Origin of the sequence: Niveispirillum sp. KHB5.9, assembly GCF_048066115.1 — a bacterium.
Classification (GTDB): Bacteria; Pseudomonadota; Alphaproteobacteria; order Azospirillales; family Azospirillaceae; genus Niveispirillum.
On sequence record NZ_JBLTYX010000038.1, the window covers coordinates 1 to 18688 of the forward strand.

At 62.9% G+C, this 18688-nt stretch carries 14 protein-coding genes and 1 tRNA gene; 7 read left to right on the plus strand and 8 right to left on the minus strand.

What is annotated here, in order from left to right:
- The coding region (locus ACM9HJ_RS29970; protein WP_416575476.1) for a GIY-YIG nuclease family protein at positions 1 to 770 on the plus strand (770 nt) is incomplete at its 5' end.
- Positions 771 to 881: 111 nt separating this feature from the next.
- Here the strand turns inward: ACM9HJ_RS29970 and ACM9HJ_RS29975 are convergent.
- Positions 882 to 970 (minus strand) — tRNA-Leu (locus ACM9HJ_RS29975).
- Between the two features lie 153 nt (positions 971 to 1123).
- Here ACM9HJ_RS29975 and ACM9HJ_RS29980 point away from each other — a divergent pair.
- The gene (locus ACM9HJ_RS29980) at positions 1124 to 2356 is read left to right on the plus strand and encodes a tyrosine-type recombinase/integrase (protein WP_416575477.1); all 1233 of its coding nucleotides are present in this window, start codon (positions 1124 to 1126) and stop codon (positions 2354 to 2356) included.
- Positions 2357 to 2381: 25 nt separating this feature from the next.
- On the opposite strand, the gene ACM9HJ_RS29985 is transcribed toward ACM9HJ_RS29980, so the two are convergent.
- The 7 genes from ACM9HJ_RS29985 to ACM9HJ_RS30015 form a co-directional block, all read right to left on the minus strand.
- Positions 2382 to 3503 (minus strand): PepSY-associated TM helix domain-containing protein, encoded by a 1122-nt coding sequence (locus ACM9HJ_RS29985; RefSeq protein WP_416575478.1) that lies wholly within the window; start codon positions 3501 to 3503, stop codon positions 2382 to 2384.
- A 1-nt stretch (position 3504) separates the two neighbouring features.
- Positions 3505 to 5862, minus strand: coding sequence for a TonB-dependent receptor domain-containing protein (locus ACM9HJ_RS29990; RefSeq protein ID WP_416575479.1), 2358 nt, complete (start codon positions 5860 to 5862; stop codon positions 3505 to 3507).
- A 48-nt stretch (positions 5863 to 5910) separates the two neighbouring features.
- On the minus strand, positions 5911 to 6843 hold the full coding sequence (locus ACM9HJ_RS29995) for a FecR family protein (protein ID WP_416575480.1): 933 nt from the start codon (positions 6841 to 6843) through the stop codon (positions 5911 to 5913).
- A 44-nt stretch (positions 6844 to 6887) separates the two neighbouring features.
- A complete protein-coding gene (locus ACM9HJ_RS30000) occupies positions 6888 to 7391 on the minus strand; it encodes a sigma-70 family RNA polymerase sigma factor (protein ID WP_416575481.1) in 504 nt (167 codons plus the stop codon).
- 70 nt (positions 7392 to 7461) lie between these two features.
- Positions 7462 to 8952, minus strand: a complete 1491-nt coding sequence (locus ACM9HJ_RS30005) for a PepSY-associated TM helix domain-containing protein (protein ID WP_416575482.1) — start codon at positions 8950 to 8952, stop codon at positions 7462 to 7464.
- Positions 8949 to 9524, minus strand: a complete 576-nt coding sequence (locus tag ACM9HJ_RS30010; protein ID WP_416575483.1) for a hypothetical protein — start codon at positions 9522 to 9524, stop codon at positions 8949 to 8951. The genes ACM9HJ_RS30005 and ACM9HJ_RS30010 overlap by 4 nt, the downstream gene beginning before the upstream one ends.
- Positions 9521 to 11782, minus strand: coding sequence for a TonB-dependent receptor (locus ACM9HJ_RS30015; protein WP_416575484.1), 2262 nt, complete (start codon positions 11780 to 11782; stop codon positions 9521 to 9523). Before ACM9HJ_RS30015 ends, ACM9HJ_RS30010 begins: the two co-directional genes overlap by 4 nt.
- Positions 11783 to 12003: 221 nt before the next feature.
- Here ACM9HJ_RS30015 and ACM9HJ_RS30020 point away from each other — a divergent pair, with 221 nt between their 5' ends.
- Genes ACM9HJ_RS30020 through ACM9HJ_RS30040 form a run of 5 tightly spaced genes read left to right on the plus strand, consistent with a single transcriptional unit; the run spans position 12004 to position 18663 of the window.
- Positions 12004 to 14175, plus strand: coding sequence for a TonB-dependent siderophore receptor (locus ACM9HJ_RS30020; RefSeq protein ID WP_416575485.1), 2172 nt, complete (start codon positions 12004 to 12006; stop codon positions 14173 to 14175).
- Positions 14176 to 14201: 26 nt separating this feature from the next.
- Positions 14202 to 14525 (plus strand): hypothetical protein, encoded by a 324-nt coding sequence (locus tag ACM9HJ_RS30025; protein WP_416575486.1) that lies wholly within the window; start codon positions 14202 to 14204, stop codon positions 14523 to 14525.
- A complete protein-coding gene (locus tag ACM9HJ_RS30030) occupies positions 14522 to 16126 on the plus strand; it encodes a PepSY-associated TM helix domain-containing protein (RefSeq protein WP_416575487.1) in 1605 nt (534 codons plus the stop codon). Before ACM9HJ_RS30025 ends, ACM9HJ_RS30030 begins: the two co-directional genes overlap by 4 nt.
- Positions 16123 to 16398, plus strand: a complete 276-nt coding sequence (locus ACM9HJ_RS30035; RefSeq protein WP_416575488.1) for a DUF3325 domain-containing protein — start codon at positions 16123 to 16125, stop codon at positions 16396 to 16398. The genes ACM9HJ_RS30030 and ACM9HJ_RS30035 overlap by 4 nt, the downstream gene beginning before the upstream one ends.
- A gap of 45 nt (positions 16399 to 16443) precedes the next feature.
- The gene (locus ACM9HJ_RS30040; RefSeq protein WP_416575489.1) at positions 16444 to 18663 is read left to right on the plus strand and encodes a TonB-dependent siderophore receptor; all 2220 of its coding nucleotides are present in this window, start codon (positions 16444 to 16446) and stop codon (positions 18661 to 18663) included.
- Positions 18664 to 18688 lie beyond the last annotated feature (25 nt).

Below are 18688 nucleotides of genomic sequence, written 5' to 3' on the forward strand. Positions count from 1 at the left end.
GGACTGGCATCTATGTCCTCGTCGGCTACAGCAATCAGGACGCCGATTTACCGACCCTCTATGTCGGGCAGGCCGATGGTGTGCGGGGCCGGATCGATTCCCATTACACGACAAAGGACTTCTGGGATTGGGGCGTGGTGTTCGTCTCAACCAGCGGCGGCTTGAACCGCGCCCATGTCACTTGGCTGGAATATGCGCTGGTCAAGAGGGCCAACGAGGCAAAACGTTGCCACCTCGACAATGGCAATGCTCCGCAGGAACCGGCCTTGAGCGAGGCAGAGAAAGCCGACACCCGCGCCTTCCTGAAGGAAGTTCTTCAGATTCTCCCCCTGGTGGGGTTGCGGGCATTCGAGATACCTAAAGCGGTCGCCGTGCCGCAAGCGGTGGACCCCATCTCGGTGCCGCAGCCCAAGAGCCCCAAGCCCGACACCATCATCGTGCCAGCACAGAAGGACGGCTTTGAGAGGGTCTTCCTTGGCGAAGATTGTTGGTACGCGGTCAGAATCTCAGGCGGCATGCTCGACAAGATCAAGTATATCGCCGGTTACCAGACGCAACCGGCTTCAGCCATCACGCACTACGCCCCGGTTTCCCGGATCGAACCGTATGGTGAAGATGGCAAGTACAAACTATTGTTCTCTGAGAAGGCAAAGCCGATCGGCCCGATTCCCTATGCCGACGCCCCACAAGGTGCGATGCAAGGGCCACGCTACACGACGTTCGCAAAACTCCACTCGGGCGGCAAACTTACCGACCTGTTGTCCAAGTGATTGTGGGGGCGTCACGCCGCGCGTGCTTCCACTGCGCTTCCACGCCGGTTGCCGCTTCCATTACGCAAACAGCAAAAAGGCCAGCAACCCGTTGGGATTGCTGTCCTTTTTTGGATGCGGGGGCAGGATTTGAACCTGCGGCCTTCAGGTTATGAGTTTGAAAAGTATTCATACGATGATGTACTACCGAACACACCGAAATAACCTAAATAACTGATAACACTTTTGATATTTTGACTTCTATGTACGACCAGATACCATCATCAGCGCTCCGATTTTATCTCATCTGGTAGCTATATGGTAGCTGATACCAAGCACCAGGATGATGCTTCCGGTGTTTCTGGAGATGAATGATGGCAAAGCTCTCCAAACGTTCCGTGGATGCCGCGGTTGCAGGTCCGACCCTGAAGGTGGTTTGGGATGAAGAGTTGCGGGGGTTCGGCGTCCGCATCCATCCGACGGGTCGCAAGGTCTACATCGTGAAGTGCCGGATCAACGGCCAACAGCGGTTCATCACGATTGGCCAACATGGCCCTGTGACCGCCGAGCATGCGCGGGCACGGGCCTATGAAATCCTGTCCGAAGCGAAGAACGGACGGGATCCGGCACAGGAACTCGATCAGGCACGGAAGGCCCCGACCATGAAGGCGCTGGGAGAGCGATTTCTGGAGGAGCATGTCGCTGTACGCTGCAAGCCTTCGACGCAGTATGAGTATCGGCGGTCGGTGGAACTGTTCACTAATCCCAAGATCGGGACCCGCCGGGTCACGGACATCCAACGCCGGGATATTGCGGAACTCCACCATTCGCTGCGGCACATCCCGTATCAAGCCAACAGAACCCTTGGCGTGTTATCCAAGATGTTCAATCTGGCTGAGGTCTGGGGCCTTCGCCCCGACGGCAGCAATCCATGCCTGCATGTGAAGAAGTTCCCGGAGGAGAAGCGAGAGCGCTTCCTCTGCACGGACGAATATGCAGCACTGGGGCGGATACTGGCCGAGTTGGAAGCAGCGAAATCGGAGCCGGTTTCCGTCATCGCTGCCATCCGGTTGCTGATGCTGACTGGGTGCCGGCTTAACGAAATCATGACCTTGAAATGGGCCTATATCGACTGGCAGGCGAAGGCGTTCAGACTGCCGGATTCCAAAACGGGGGCCAAAGTAGTTCTGTTCGGGGACGCTGTTGCAGTCGTCCTGCGTGCCATTCCGAAGCTGCCGGGCAATCCGTGGGTTATCACGGGCACAAAGGAGGGCTCCAGACTGACAGACCTTCAACCACCATGGCGGCGAATTCGCCGACGGGCGGGGCTGGACGATGTTCGCATTCATGATTTGCGACATTCGTTTGCCAGTGGCGCCCTGTTTCTGGGCGAAGGGTTGCCGATGATCGGGAAGTTGCTGGGCCATACGCAGGTGCAGACCACCGCCCGGTATGCCCATCTGGCACTTGATCCGGTCCGGAATGCTGCGGAGAAGGTGTCCGGCTTCATTGCAAAGCAGGCTGCTGGCCTTCAAGCGCTCGATTCAGGCCGAAGACGCCGGTTCAGGATCACCGGTCGACGTTTAATCAATACCAGCTGTTCTTGAACCACATGCGCGACACGAAGAACGCCTAGCGTCGCCGCCACCACAGCCATAGGCCTGTGATACACAGGCCGGCAGTGGCCAACCCCGCCAGCAGCACCAGAATCCGGCCCGGCAGACCCAAGCCTTTGCCGGAATGCAGCGGGTACTGCCAGGCAAAGAACAGGTCACCCATCCCCTCTCCCCGATCGTGCCGGCTTCCGAGAAGGTGGCCATCCATCATCGACACATAAACCCATAATCGACCATAACCATCCATGTCGCGGTCGTCGAAACGGCGAACGCCATAGACGCCATAGCGATACAGCGGAAGGACACTGTCCACCTGTCCCCCAACGACCGCGACAGCCTGCTCCACCCCAACCAGCGGCGTTGCAACCGGCTGAACCGGAAACCCGTAATGCAGTCGTTCGGACACGGGTACCACCAACCGTGCCGCGTCCCGCGTCTCCTCATGCCAGGTCAGGGTCAGGGACGTGACAGCCAGGACGAGGGTGATTGGGAACAGCCACAGGCCCCCGGCGCGGTGCAGATCAAACAGCCATTTCAGGCTGAATCCGCGACCGGCCACGACAAAGGACGCGCGCCACTTAGCCAGGGCGGGGAAGGAAAGGGCCGTAGCGATGATATGGTCGATGATCCAGAACAAGGCCATCAACCCCAGAATCCACACCATCACCGGCCCCAACATCAGATCCATATGCAGGGCGTACAGCGTGTCCATCAGGTGCCGTCGGTCAAAGGACAGGACCTCGGTCTCCCGCCAACCCAATAAGGATCCGTCGCGCGGATCGGCGAAAAGCTGGACTGAAACCGCCTCTCTCCCATCAATCGGCGCCGATCCGAGGATGGTGATGCTGTCATCCGCCCGGTTTGGTGCATCCAGGAAGCGCGCCGTGAAGCCCGGCAGATGTTGTGACGCTGCCGCCAAGGCCCGATCCAGGGCCGGCGGCTCGTCGCTTGCTGCAACCGTTCGCCAATCCGGATTCAACCAACGATCCAGCTCATCATAAAAAGTAATGGCCGACCCGGTCAGCGCCAATGGCAGGAGCCACAGCACGGCCAGCAGCCCGAACCAGCGATGCAGACGTCGCGCCAGGGGGCGCCATCGCCAGGACGGCGCCCCCCTTTCCCCGATGGTCTTGGCCATATCAGTAGCGGACGGCTACCGACAGGCGGACATCCCGCCCCGGCTCATAGACACCGGCCACCCCTTCCCAGCCGGGAATGGCGTTGTAATCGGCCACGCTGGCATGCGCCCGGTACAGCTTGTCGAACAGGTTATAGACACCGGCTGTCACGGTCAGGCTATCATCGTCCAGGGGCTGCCAGCGGGCGAAGAGGTCGACCACCGTATAGCCGGGTTTGCTGACATATTGCGTTTCGCCGATCCAGCCGATGGCGACGCCGCGCTGCAGGACCTCGATATCGTTCAGCGCATCGAACCGTGTCACCGCCACTTCGAAGCCCAGGTCTTGTGTGGGGGCGTAACCTGCCGTGACGCTCCAGTTATCGCCGACGGAATTGCCCAGGCCGATATGTTCATATCCCTCGATCAGGTCGCCATTCAGGCGCGACCGGTAATGGTTGTAATAGGCATCGATGGCGAAGGGGCCATGGCTATATCCGGCCCTCAGTTCCACGCCCTTGGCCCGGAACCGCCCCACATTCTCGTAATGGACGGCGTCCTGCGGCGGTGCGCCATTGCCAATCTGATCCAGGATCACGTCCTTGATGCGCATATTGTAATAGGCCACCGATGCGCGGAACCCATCCTGGTCATAGGCCAGACCCGTTTCGAAATTGCCAACCTTTTCCGGCTTCAGGGTTGGCGACAGCGAGATACGACCCGGCCGCTTTTCAAGGGTGAAGGCATCGCCGATCTCCTTGCCCCGGAAGGCCTGCGCATAGCCGATATTGGCCGAGACGGCATCGGTGATCTGATAGTTCAGGCCGGCATTCAGGCTGATCCCATCGCTGTCGGTGCCGTTGGCATATGTCACCTGCTCCAGGTCATAAGCGTCATAGCGGGCACCCAGGCTCAGCAGCAACGGCTCCGCCACCTGCCAATGGTCCTGGACATAAAAGCTCAGCAGTTCGCCCTTTTCCTTGAAGCGACCGACAACCGTACTCCAGGCCCATTTGCCCCAGACCGCAGGATCGCCCTGATACTCGCCCACCACCTGATCGTCACGATATTCGCCGCCGACAGTGATGTCATGGGCATCCAGATCGACGCGGGCGCGCAGGTCGGCCCCGCGGCTGCGGATGGAGCCGCCATACAGTCCCCAGCGGTCATAGCGGTCCTGGATAAAGCGTGAGCGGGTCCAGTAGCCCGTCGCCTCCAGTTCCGCCAGCCCCAGATCGGCCTGGTAATTGACGACGCCCGTCTGTCGCTTGCCCTCCGCCGGGAACAGTCTGGCTCCCTCCAACACTGGCCAGTTGGGGCGCTGACCGAAGGATGCCTTCTCGTCGCGCTGCTCGAAACTGACGCTCAGATGATGATCCTCGGCGACAAGACCACCCAGCTTCACGAAGCCAAGTTCCTGTTCGGCCGATGTGCCGCGCAGTCGGTTACCAGCCCCGTCCTTCATGTCGTCGCGGTCAACCCGAACATAGGAGCCGACAAAGCCGATATCGCCCGCGACCCGGCCGTAAAGCGTGCCACTGAGCTTGTAACCGTCATTGCTGAACCAACCAGCCTTGGCGATTCCGCCCATATTGCGATCGGGTGCCAGCAGATCGTCGACGTCTTTGGTGCGAAAACGGATAGCACCGCCGATGGCACCGAAGCCGGAGGTCGCCTCGCCGGCGCCAGCCTGGACCTCCACGCTTTTCAACAATTCCGGTTCAATGGAAACGCGCCCGACATGGTGGAAAAGGGTGCCATGCTGGGGCGCGCCATCGACGGTGACATTCAGCAGGCTGTCCTCCAGCCCGCGTACATAGATTTTCTGGGCGATGCCCACCGACCCGCCGACGGAGACGGACGGCACCTGGCGAAACAGGTCCGACAGGTCGGATGCCTGCCGCATCTCAATCTCCCGCTGGTCGATGGCGACATCGGTCAGCACGCCGACAACCACGATCTCCGCAAGGTCGGTCGCCGCTTCCTGTTCACGTGCTCCAGCCCGCAGAGGCGCTGGTAGGGGCGCCAGACTGTAGGTGCCCCCCGGCCCCACCTGCGCGCGCAATCCGGAGCCTGCAAGCAGCCGTTCCAGCGCCGCCACGGTTGTGAAGCGGCCGGACAGGCCCGATGTCTGCTTGCCACGGATAAGGTCAGGATCAACAGTGATAATGATCCCGGCCTGCTGTCCCAACCGGGCTACAGCCGCACCCAAGGGACCTGCGGGAATATCGAACCCCTGTTCGGTGGCAGCCTGTGCCATGACCCGGGGCACCTGCACGATCCCCGTCCCGGCCAGCAGCGCCACAGTCGCCGCCATCTGCCCCATCTTCATCCAGTCGCGCACCATCATTCTGTCCTTGGCAAAATTGTCTTCCACCATGGGGACGGGCGCGTTCGCAAAACGGGACAGGCCGGCCAGCAAAAATTTTCAGCGGCTGGTCGACAGCACCATATCCCCATCTGGGGCGCGGTACAGGCGCAGGCCCGTGGCGGCGGCCAGCGCCTGAACTGCACGATCGGTATCATCCAGCGGGAAACTGCCCGTGACCCGCCGACCGGCCAGAGATGCCGGATCAAAACGGATCGGGCGCTGGCGCTGCCGATTCAGTTCACTCAGCAGTTCAGGCAGCGGCATGTCGTCGGCTTCCAGCCAGCCGCGCACCCAGCCGGCGGCGGCGCGCGGATCGACATCTGACAGGCGCTGGACACCCGTGGGTGTGATCAGCGCCCGCTGCCCGGCGGCGAGGTCCAGACACCCAGCAACCTGCGCGTTGGCGCAAACCTGCACCCGCGATTCCACGACCGTGATGCGGGTGCCTTCCGCCTGCTTGCGCACTATATAGGCCGTGCCAAGCGCCGTTGCCGTGCCGTCCGCCGTTGTCACCGTGAAGGGACGGGTCGCATCCGCTGTCACCGTCGCTTGCACCTGCCCCTGGAACAGGGTGATCCGCCGCACCGTGGCCGACAAGTCAACATCAACGGCACTGTTGCCGTCCAAGACAAGTTCCGATCCGTCCGCCAGGGCGACGTTGCGGCGTTGCCCCGCGTCCGTCCGGTGATCCGGAAACAGTGGCACCAGCAGGGGCGCCAGCCGCCAGCCGCCAGCCACCACCAGGACCAGCATTGCCAGCGCCGCAATGGCGGATCGATGGTCAGGCCGCGCCCGGCGGGCAGCCGCGACCGTCAGCGTTTCGCGTTCCATCCCGTCCAGCCGATCGAAACGCGCGGCCAGACCCCGCATGCGATCCAGCGCCACACGGTGCCGTGGGTCCTGGCTGCACCAGCGTTCACAGGCCTCGCGCACCTGCCGGTTGACGTCGGCATCGTCCAGAAGGGCAGCCCAATTGGCTGCACGCGCCACAATCTCCGCCGTTGGCTCAGCGTTTGGAACCGCCCTGACCGACATCACGCGTCAACGTAAGCCAGGGCATAGCACCGGGCGTAAGCCGCGGCGATGTGACGCTTAACCGTGCGATCCGATAGGCCCAGTGCAGTGGCGATGTCCGCGTGGGCCATCCCCTCCAGGCGCCGTAACAGAAAGGCCTGCCTTGTTACCGGCGGCAATGCCTCCAGCAGCCGCAGGATACCGTGCAGCAACTGTACCGCCTCCGCGATGTGCTCCGGTGTCAGATGGTCAGCGGTGCCAAAACGGTCCCCCAGCACATCCAGATAAGCCCGCTCCACCTCCCGCGCGCGAATGTCGTCGATCAGCAGGCGTCGGGCCACCGTTGCCAGATAGCGCTTGGCATCATCGGGCAGGACCGGGCGGCGTTCCAGCAACCGGCAGAACGTGTCCTGCGCCAGATCCGCCGCCCTTTGCGGGCAGCGTGTGTGCCGACGCAGCCAATCACGCAGCCAGCCGCCATGCGCGGCATAAAGCCCCCCGATATCTGCAATGGCGTCAACCACCCCAACCCCCGACCGGTGTCATCCATTCCGCCCTTGAGTTAGCCGAACTGCGACTGATTATCAACAACACTCACGCGGGGTTGGGACGATGGCGCAGACTGGCCAGGAGCAGGGCGCCGGTAATCAGAAGTACGGCATTAATGACCCAACCCATCGGATCGGCCCCCGGTCCCATCCGCAGCAGCACGTGCCCCAGCGCCAGAACCAGCAGCAACAAGCCGGACAGCAGGCGCCCCCAACGGGACACGATCTCAGCGGACAGGAAAGCCGCGGCGGACAGTGCCGCCAATGTCAGCCCGCCCCAAATCAGCAAGGCCGATTGCGGCGTCGCAGCCGGCATGGCCAGGACTGCAACCGCCGCCCCGGTCAGCGCCAATGGCTGGCCCCAGACGGTTGCCGCCCACACCCGTTCCCACCCAGGCGCCGGGCGTCCCTTGTCGCGGCGACGCGCCAGCCAGATGGTGACCCCGTTCATCGCCATATAGGTCAGGCCAAAACCCAGCAGCCCATAGGCGATTTTCACCAGTCCGCCGCCAAACCAGCCAAAATGCAGGGTGCCCAGCGAACTGATGATCCCTTCGCCGACATTGCCGTCGACCGCACGCTTGCTGAAGAACAGCTTGCCCTCGCGGTCGAACGTATAGGCATCCGTGTGCGCAAGACGGTCTGAACCGTCATCGACATTGAACAGGGCGGCCCCGCCCATTTCGGTCGGATGCTCCAGGAAGATGCTTTCAATGCGTCCATCCGTATGGCGGGACAGCTCCGCGAACATCGGCACCAGATCCAGCATCGGTGCCGGGCGCGGGTCGTCCGCCGGGTGCGGCGGCACAAACAGGGCATAGACCTTTTCCGTATCACCCTGGAACACCGCCAGTCCCAGGACACCGACGATCAGGGTCGTCAGGCCCAGCAAGGCCCCGGTTAGCGACACGACCACATGGAAGGGCAATGCCCAGACGCCGATGCGGTTATGCAGGTCCGCCTCCTGCAAGCGCCGCGAACCGCCCAGGCGCAGATGGAAGGCATCGCGGAAAATGCGCGGATGCGCCAGCAGGCCGGAAATCAGCGAGGACAGCAGCGCCACCCCCGTCAACCCGACCAAGAACATGCCCCAGCTTCGCGGCAGATGCAGATGGATATGAAGGGCTGTCAGGAACTCCGTCCAGGGGCTGGCACCCCCCTCCGTCAAGGCACCGTCTGCGTCAGCGATCCAATCGCGGTGCGTACCGGCGACGTCGGTGGTGATCTTCAGCCAGGGCAGTTCCGCTCCCGGTATTGTGATGAACACATGCTCCACCCCCTCGCCCGTCGCGGCCACGGCCGCCAACGCTGCCTTCTGCACCGCTTCGGGCGAAACGGCGTCCAGGCGCGACAGGTCGGCATTCTCCCACCGCTGCAGCTCATACGCGAAGACGGCGATGCTGCCCGTCAGGCAGACAAGATAGAGGATGGCGGCGAAGGCCAGACCCAGCCCGCTATGTCCCTTCAGGACGGCGGCGACGAAGCCGGGCGGCAGCAACGGGCGACGCTTGCGCCCGGCGACAGGAACATCCGTCATGCGAACCCCTTCAGGATGGAGGCGGTGAAGCCGACCAGCGCCGTTCCCACCAGCACCGCGGTAGCCCGAATGATGCGGTTATCGGCCAGCGTCCAGGCCATGGCGGCCCCCCAGACAACGGGCACCAGCAGTCCCCCGACCACCAGCCGCGTCTGCGCCGCCCCCGGCATCCAAACCGCATAGGCGATGCCGATTGCCAAGGCGGCAATCATCCCGATCGGCCCGGCCAGCGACCAGCGCAGCACCGTACGCCAGGTGGAACCAGGCCGTTCCAGCGGTTCCGGTGCCAGACTGTCACGCCCGGTACGGCCCGCGCGGGCCGTGCGGATTTGAAACCCCGTTGCCACCAGCAACAGTGCCGCCAGGGGAATGAGTGCCAGGGCAATGAAGGGGCCGCGCACCGTGCCCAGCACCCAGGCCGGAGTGATGAGGCTGGCTGCCAACAGCACCCAGCCGGACAAGAGCCAGGGCAACCGACCCTGGCCGCCGCCAAGGTTCCAAGATCGGCGCAGGGCCCAGGCACCGCCCAGCGCGCCCGCCAGAATCAGGATGAAGGGCAGAAGATCGCTCACAGCCGCCCCTCCAGCATCACACCCACGACACGCGGCGCCCCCAGAAGGGCCTGCTGCGTCGCGGCATATTCATATTGCTTATACTTCTCGTCGAACAGATTGTTGGCGAAAACGGAAACAGTCCAGTTTTCATACTCATAGGCCAGCTTGGTATTGACCAGGGTGCGCGCTTCAAGCCGCATATCCTCCTGCGGGCGGGAAACATCGCCGAACACCTTGCTGCGATGGCTGCCATTCACATTCAGGGCAAAGCCGTCACCGAAGCGGACATTCACCCCGGCCGCCAAGGTCCAGCGCGGCGCATAAGGGAATTCCAGGCCCGACAGGTCGGTCGCCGATCCGACATTGGTCTGGAATTCATCGAACTTGGTTCGGGTATGGCCCAGCGAGGCATACCAGTCGATATCGGCCCTGATCTTGTGGGTCAGCTCCACTTCCCCGCCATAGACATGCGACTTGCCGGCATTGACCGTGTGATAATCATAGAGGTTCAGGCCGAAGTTGACCGTCGTCTGTTGATCCTTCCAGTCAATGTAATAGGCATTGGCGTTCAGGGTCAGACGCCCGTCCAGCCATTGCGAGCGCAACGACAATTCATAGTTCCAGGTAAATTCCGGATCATAGGAGAAGGCCTGTGACCGCGCAGTGTTGGCTGTGGTCCCACCCGAGCGGTAGCCGCGCTGTACCAGGAAGGTGGTGGACAGATCGTCGGTCCAGGCCCATTCGGCCCCCAGCTTGGGCAGCCAGGCGTTGAAGTTGCGCGTGGAGCGTGGTGTGGCGCCCGAAGCCTGATCGACCAGCCCCTGCACGCCGCCATTGATGGCCGTGATCAGGGGAGCATAGGCACCAAAGGCCGCTGGATCGGGGAAGGTACCGGCAAAGGTCGCCGTCTGCGTGACAGTGACAGTGTTGCGCTCATGGTCGTAGCGCAGGCCCGCCAGCACCGAGAACTGATCGGTCAGTTCCACACGACCGTCGGTGAACAACGCCATCGTCTCCACCGTCATCGGCATGTCGGCGCTGTACTGAACCGGGATAGTGGGCAGGGCATTGACATAGAGGTTGGCGAGTTGCCCCGCCGTGGCCGCATCAAAACCGGCCCCCTGCAGCAGCAAGGATACCTGATTGGTCGGTGTGGGGACCAGGGTCCGGCTCTCGGAATTGGTTTGCTGGTCGCGATGATAATAGTAGGCGCCGATCAACCCCTTCACCCAGTCCGCATCATGATGCAGGCGCAGTTCCTGGGAGAAGGTCTTGTACCGGGCCGGATTGATGCCGTAGCTCACCGGTTGCGCGGTATTGTCGCCGTCATACGTTCGGCGAAGGTCGACATCACTGTAATTGCTGACGGCACTCAGCGAGGTGCGGTCGGCAATCTCGTAATCCAGTTCCAGATTAACGATATCGGCTCTGGTATCGCTGCTGTTGGGATAATCGCCATAGGCGACGCGGTCATCATAATAATCCGGTGCCGCTGTACTGGCATAGGTGAAGGTATAGCCAGCCTGCTTCTTGAAATGCGTGTAGCCCAGCCGCGCCTCCAGCGCCGGCAGCGCATCCGGCGTCCACAGCAGTTTGGCACGGACATTGGTGCTGTCCAGCGGCTCTTCCGGCGTATTGCGGGTGTCGTTATGGATGAAATTGTCACTGTCGCGCTTTTCCGCCGCGAGACGGAACGCCAGTTCATCGGCGACCAGCGGTCCACCGCCAGCCAGAGCGAAGCTGGTCGTGTCCCCTTCCGACAGGATGGCCCTGCCCTTCAGGTCCCAGTGGAAGGTGGGGTCCTGCGACCGCAGGACGATGGCGCCAGCCAGGGCGTTCAGCCCCTGCAAGGTGGATTGCGGCCCGCGGAAAATCTCAATCTGCGCCAAATCCCAGGTGTCGGTGGGCCCCGCCCCGACGATCCCGTCCGGCAACGCGGCCCCATCCAGATAGATGGTGGCCAATGGGGCATCACCGCCCGATGATACCCCGCGATTGGCGATACCTCGGATGGTGAAGCCCGCCGCCCCATAGGTCTCCGCCATGTTGGCGGTGCGCTGAATGATCTCTTGCAGGGACTGGATATTCTCTTCCTCCAGCCTTTCATCTGTGGTCACCGCCACGGAAGCGGCCGTATCCTGAAGCGACCGCGCCACCTTCTCTCCGGTCACGATGATCTCGGTTTCCATCGTGGCATCAACAGGCTGTGCGACCGCAGCGTTGGACAGCGCCAGCACGGCGATAGTGCTTGCACAAACAACATTCGATCTGGACATGATCACCCCTCCCCCACGGGTCGGTCCTGTGTTACCGGGCGTTATTAATGCGAGTCAATCTTATTCGCATAGTTGGTTTTACGCACATTCATCATCGATCACGGCACAAACACCCATGCACAGCATGCATCATACACATGCAGTTAAGAGTCATTCGCATATTGGCCGCACACCATTAAACATTATGCGAATAATTCTTAATTCGGTGTGGAGTCCCTATCATGTCCGTCCGCCCCTCTTCCAAATCGGCAAAGCGGTTGCTGCTTCTGCCCTTGCTGCTGGGCAGTGTTTCGGCCCCTGCCCTGGCTGAAACCGCGTCGGGCGATGCGCAGCAGGTGGCGGAAGCCATCGACCGGGATCAGATCGTGGTGGTGGGGGAGCGCGCAAGGCGGGCCAGTGGCGGTACCAAGACCGACACACCTATCGCTGTCACGCCACAATCCATCGCCATCATCACTGACGAACAGATGCGGGAACGGGGTGCCCTGTCGATCCAGGATGTTTTGCTCTACAGTGCCGGTGTGCGATCCGATGCCTATGGCAATGACAGCCGTGTCGACAGTTATCTGGTGCGCGGCAGCCGCCCGCTCCAGTACCTGGATGGGATGCGCACCTCCTACGACAGCTACAACGTGGCGCGGGCCGACACCTATATGCTGCAACGGGTGGAGGTCGTGAAGGGCCCCGCCTCAGTCCTTTATGGTCAGGGCAGTGTGGCTGGTGTCGTCAACCTGACCAGCAAGCGTCCCGAATTCGCCGCCGCAAACGAGGTGATCCTCAGCTATGGTAATTATGACCGCAAGCAGGCACAGTTCGACCTGACCGGTCCAATCGACGAGGCAGAAACCCTGGCCTTCCGTGTCACCGGTCTGGTACGCGATGCCGGGACCCAGGTCGATCATGTCGATGATGATCGCTGGTTCATCGCCCCGCAATTGACTTGGCGTCCCACCGAGCGCACAGAAGCCACGATCCAGCTTTACCATCAGAAGGATGACACGGGCCTGACGACCCAGTTCTTCCCGTGGTCAGGCACGCTCTATGACAATCCCAACGGCAAGATCGGCTTCTCCACCTTTATCGGTGAGCCTGATTTCGACCAATTCAAGTCGGAGCAGACCAATGTGTCCGCCTTCTTGGCACAACAGGTCACCGACTGGCTGCTGGCCCGCCAGAATTTCCGCGCGGCCTGGAGCGAGGTCACCTACCAGACCATCTATTCCAACTCCTTCAGCAACCCGCTGAACCCGTTCCTGTCGGCGGGTCAGACGGGCTATACGGGACCCCGGCGCAATGTGGCGCGCACACTGTACGCCGCCTATCCTGATGTCCGTATCCTGTCGTCGGACACACAGTTGCAGGGCGACTTCGCCACTGGCGCGGTCAGCCATACGCTGCTGGCCGGCATGGATTGGCAGGAATATCATCAGGAGATGGATCAGATCACCAGCCGCCTGACCACCCCGATCGACCTGTTCAACCCGGTCTATACGTCCGGCTTCACGGCGCCGGCCCGGACCAAGGGCAATACATCCGAGCAAAAGCAGGTCGGCTTCTACCTTCAGGACCAAATCAAATGGCAGGGCTGGAACCTGCTGCTGGGCCTGCGCCATGATGATGCCCGTTCTTACACCCTGACCCCGGCTGGCGTGAAGACCAGGAAGAAGGATAAGGCCACCTCCTATCGCGCCGGCCTGCTCTATGAGATGGAGGGCGGCTTCGCTCCCTATGTCAGCTATTCGGAAAGCTTCCTGCCTGTGGCCGGCACGAACCTGGCAGGAGAGCCGTTTGACCCGCAGATCGGCAAGCAGTGGGAAGCGGGCGTGAAGTGGCAGCCCGCGCAGGACATTCTGGTCACCACCGCCATCTTCGACCTGCGCGACACCAACCGCGTCACCACCAGCCCCACCAACCCGCTGGACCGCGTGCAAACTGGTGAGATCAAGGCCCAGGGCTTCGAGTTCGAGGCGCAGGCCACGGTTCTGGAGCTGTATACGCTCAGCGCCAGCTACAGCTACACCGACGCCAAGACCTCCAAGAGCAATGTGGCGACGGAAATCGGCAAGCCTGCCAGTTCCACCCCTCGCCACATGGCGTCGGCCTTCGTGACCCGCAGCTTCCCCCTGGAGAATGGGGCGGAGGTGAAGCTGGGCGGGGGCGTGCGCTATATCGGCAGCCAAACCGATCAGAACAGTGCCCGCACCATCATCATCAATACGCCGGCCAACACGCTGGCCGACCTGATGCTGTCCTACAATCTGGAATCCTGGCGGCTCGGCCTGAACGTCAACAATCTGACGGATGAGAAATACATCTCCACCTGTCTGGCGCGCGGCGATTGTTTCCTGGGCGCACGTCGGTCGGTGGTAGGCAGCGTCGGCTATCGCTTCTGACCGCCCGACAGTAGACAGGTGACCCGATGACCCGGATCAACAAGGCCAGCCGCGCTGGTGGCACCAGAGCAAGTCCCGTCTGGGACGTGCCGCTGCGCATTCTGACGGCATCGTTGGGCGGCTATGCCCTGACGGCGGCGACCACGGCACTGCTGGCCCGGCTGCTGCCCGGTTCGCCGCTGGAAACCGCCATGGCGGCCACGACCCTGTCCTTCGCCCTGTTCACGGGTGCCGTGGTCTGGACCTTCGCCGCCGGTCGGGCGCTGGTGGTGGCGGGCTGGATCTGGGGTCTGGCGCTGCTGACGGGCGGGCTGGGCTGGCTTTCCATTCAAGGGGGATGGCCGTCATGAAGAGTTTCCGTCAGACGCAATCGGCCCTGCATACCTGGACCGGCCTGCTGGTCGGCTGGGTCCTGTTCCTGATTTTCATCGCCGGCACCGCCAGTTTCTGGCGGGAGGAGATCAGCCGCTGGATGCGGCCAGAACTGACCACGACGTCGGAAATGCGCACCCCCGAGGATGAGCGGCGGATGGTGGAAGGAGCGTTGACGGCATTGGCCGCCCGCGCGCCGGATGCCACCAGTTGGTCGATCAGCCTGCCGGGTCAGCGCGGCGTCGGCGTCCAAGGTGTGTGGACCGAACGCCTGATGCCCGGGGAACCGCGCCGCCCCTTCCGCTGGCCTGACGCCAGCAACAGCCTGTGGGTGGATGGAGACGGCAAGGTCGTGGCGGTACGGGAGACGCGTGGCGGCGATTTCTGGTACCGCCTGCATTTCGACCTGCATTACATGCCGGTGATCTGGGCCCGCTGGTTCGTGGGCTTCTGTTCGATGTTCATGCTGATCGCCATCGTCACCGGCGTCATCACGCACAAGAAGATCTTCCGGGAATTCTTCACATTCCGGCCCGGCAAGGGGCAGCGCAGCTGGCTGGACGGGCACAATGCCACCGCCGTGCTGGCCCTGCCCTTCCATCTGATGATCACCTATACCGGGCTGGTCACGCTGATGACCCTTTATATGCCCTGGGGGTTGCTGGCCAATTTCGACGACCGCAATGCCGCCTTCACCGCCACCCAGCCCAATGTGCCGCCGGCCAAGTACGCCGCCACGCCGGCGCCGATGGCGCCGATGGGCGCGATGCTGGACCAGGCGCGTCAGGTCTGGGGCGGCGGCGGCCCCGGCAGCATCCGCATCAGCAATCCCGGCGATGCCTCGGCGCGCGTGACCATGGGCCGCGACTTGAGCCACTCCATCCTGGATGACGGCGAACCGCTGGTGTTCGACGGGGTGACGGGCGCACTGCTGGGCCAGGCACCGGCCGGCGGTGCCGGCACGGCCACCCGCGATGCCATGGTCGGCATCCATGCCGGTCGCTTCTCCCCCATTACCGTGCGCTGGCTCTATTTCCTGTCCGGACTGGCGGGCACGGTGATGGTCGGCACCGGGCTGGTGATGTGGACCGCCAAGCGGCGGGAAAAGCTGCTCGATCCGGCCAGGCCGCATGTCGGCTTCCGGCTGGTGGAACGGCTGAATGTCGGCACGGTGGCGGGATTGCCGCTGGGCATGGTCACCATGCTGTGCGCCAACCGGCTGCTGCCCGTGGGTATGGAGGGCCGCTGGCAAGGGGAGGTGAATGCCATGTTCATCGCCTGGGGGCTCGCCCTGGCCTATGCCTTTCTTCGGCCTCCCAAACGCGGCTGGGTGGAACAGTTCGGCCTGACCGGGGCGGCGCTTGTGGCCCTGCCGATCTTTGACCAGTTCTCCGGCCAGGGAATGTGGCAGCACTTGACCCAGGGTGACGCCACCCGCTTCTGGACCGACATCACCTTCATCGCCCTGGGCCTGTCGCTGGCCGCCATCGCCGTGAAGGTCCATCGTCACAAACCGCGCATGGCTCCCGCCAAGGCCCGCGCGCCGAAGGAGGCGGCCATGGCCGTGGCCGGGGAATGAGCCTGATATCCTGGTGGCTGGCGCTGGCCGGCTTCGCCTGGCTGGCGCTGGCCATGGAAGATCATCACCATTGGCTGGTGGGCCGCCGCCCCTCCAAACGGGGGGGCTTCACCCTGCGCCTGCTGGGTTGGTCGCTGCTGGCGCTGTCCTGGGGAGCCGCCGCCGCGTCCTGGGGACCAGCGCTGGGCAGCATCGCCTGGTGCGGCCTGCTCACCCTCGCCGCCGCCCCGCTGGTGCTGGCCCGCACTTACCTGAAGCCAAGGCGGCGCTGAGCCGTCTCCAACCGCCATTTCACGACCAAATCCGAAGGAAGCCCAATGTCCCGTCCTCATTCAGGCCGCCCGTGCGTGCGGGCCGGCACTGCCCTTTCCTTGTCCCTGGCCCTGCTGGCCGGCCCCACGCTGGCCCAGACAGCGACGGAGGGGAACGAACAGTTGCTGGACGAGATCCTGGTGCTGCATCGGACCGAGGGCTATCACGCGCGCGCCGCCAACACGGCCACCAAGCTGCCGCTCTCTCTGCGCGAGACGCCGCAATCGGTCACGGTGATGACCCGCGAGCGCATCGAGGATTACAACCTGATCACCGTCGCCGACGTGCTGGAACAGACACCGGGCATCACGGTGCAATCCTATGACAGCAACCGCACCCGCTTCCTGGCCCGCGGCTTCCCCATCACCAATTTCCAGTTCGACGGCGTGCCCACCGTGTTCCAGACCGGGGCCGCCGCCAATTCGGTGATGAGCGATACCTCGATCTATGAGCGGGTGGAAATCGTGCGCGGTGCCACGGGTCTGGTGACCGGTACCGGCGACCCATCCGCCACCATCAACATGGTGCGCAAGCGGCCGCAGGAGACCTTTAATGCAAACACCAGCCTGACCTATGGCAGCTGGAACTATAAGCGCGCCGAGGCCGATATCGGTGGGCCGCTGCTGGAGAGTGGCCGTATCCGCGCCCGGCTGGTCGGTGCCTATACCGACCGGGAAAGCCATGTCCGGTTCCAGCGCGACAAGTCGCCCAGCCTGTATGGCGTGATCGAGGGTGACGTGACGGAGACCACCCGCCTGCGCGTCGGCGTGGATTATCTGCGCACCGACAGCCAGGGCGGCTCCTGGGGCGCCTCGCCCCTGTTTTACAGCGACGGCACCCGCATCCGCACCGACCGCTCCTATAGTGCCGCATCCAAATGGAGCCGGTGGCAGCGCGACAATATCAACCTGTCCGGCTCGCTGGAGCAGTCGATCGGGGAATGGGTGGCGCGCCTCGCCTATAACAAGCGCTGGACCGACACGGAAAGCCTGCTCTATGTCGGCTCCAACTCCGGTGCCACCAGCTTCATCAACAAGCAGACCGGCCTGGGGCTGGGAAGGTCGGACACCTATGGCGTGGGGGAGACGCGGGAGGATTCGCTGGATGCCTATGCGTCCGGGCCCGTGGAACTGTTCGGGCGCAGCCATGAACTGGTGTTCGGCACCAATCATTATGATCGCGATTTCGCGTCGATGCATGCCAGCATTACCAGCCGGCCCTATGGCACCACCTTCCCCAGCATCTATACCTGGAATGGCGATATCGGCATGCCCACCGTGCAGAATCTGGGCATTCCCCGCACCCTGGAACATTCCACCGAAAGCGGCGTCTATGGCGCCATCCGCCTGAACCCGATGGACGGGGTCAAAGTCATCGCCGGTGCCCGCTATTCGGATTTCGAAACGGAAACGGAGAATTTCTCCACCGCCGGCGTGCGGACATCCATCAGTGCCGTCAATGCCGACACCAAGCTCAGCCCCTATCTGGGCATGGTCATTGACCTGACGGACGAAATTTCCGCCTTTGCCTCCTACGCCCAGGTTTTCCGCCCGCAAAGCCAGCGCGACCGCGACAATGAGCAGCTCGCCCCCCTGACCGGTGCCAATTACGAGGCTGGGTTGAAGGGGGAGTTCTTCGACAAGCGGCTCTACGCCGCGCTGAACGGCTTCCACATGCAACAGGACAATGTGGCGGAACTGGACCCGACCGCCACGCCCGGCATGCTGCCCGACGGGGCCGATGCCTATCGCGCCGTCAAGGGCGTGGAGACCTGGGGGGCCGAGGCCGAGGTTTCCGGTTCCATCACCCGGCAATGGCGCCTGACCGGCGGCTATACCTATGCCCGCAGCGAGGATCAGACGGGGGCGCGGACCTTCACCGTCAGCCCGGCCCACATGCTGCGCCTGTTCAGCAATTACCGGCTGGGCGATTACAGCGTCGGTGGTGGTGTGACCTGGCAGAGCGAGATCTACCAGAACCAGGCCATCCCCACGGGCCGCTTCAACGTCAATGGAACGCCGATCACGGCTCAGGGCCGGGTCACCCAAGGGGCCTATGTCCTGGCGGACCTGATGGCCCGATATCAGGTCAACGAGCAGGTCAGCGTCGGCGTGAACGCCACCAACATCTTTGACAGGAAGTATTACCGCAATGTCGGCTATTTCAATGCCGGCTTCTGGGGCCAGCCCCGGCGCGTGCTGGTCAACCTGCGCGCTTCAATGTGAGCAGGGTGTTGAATGTGGAGAGGCA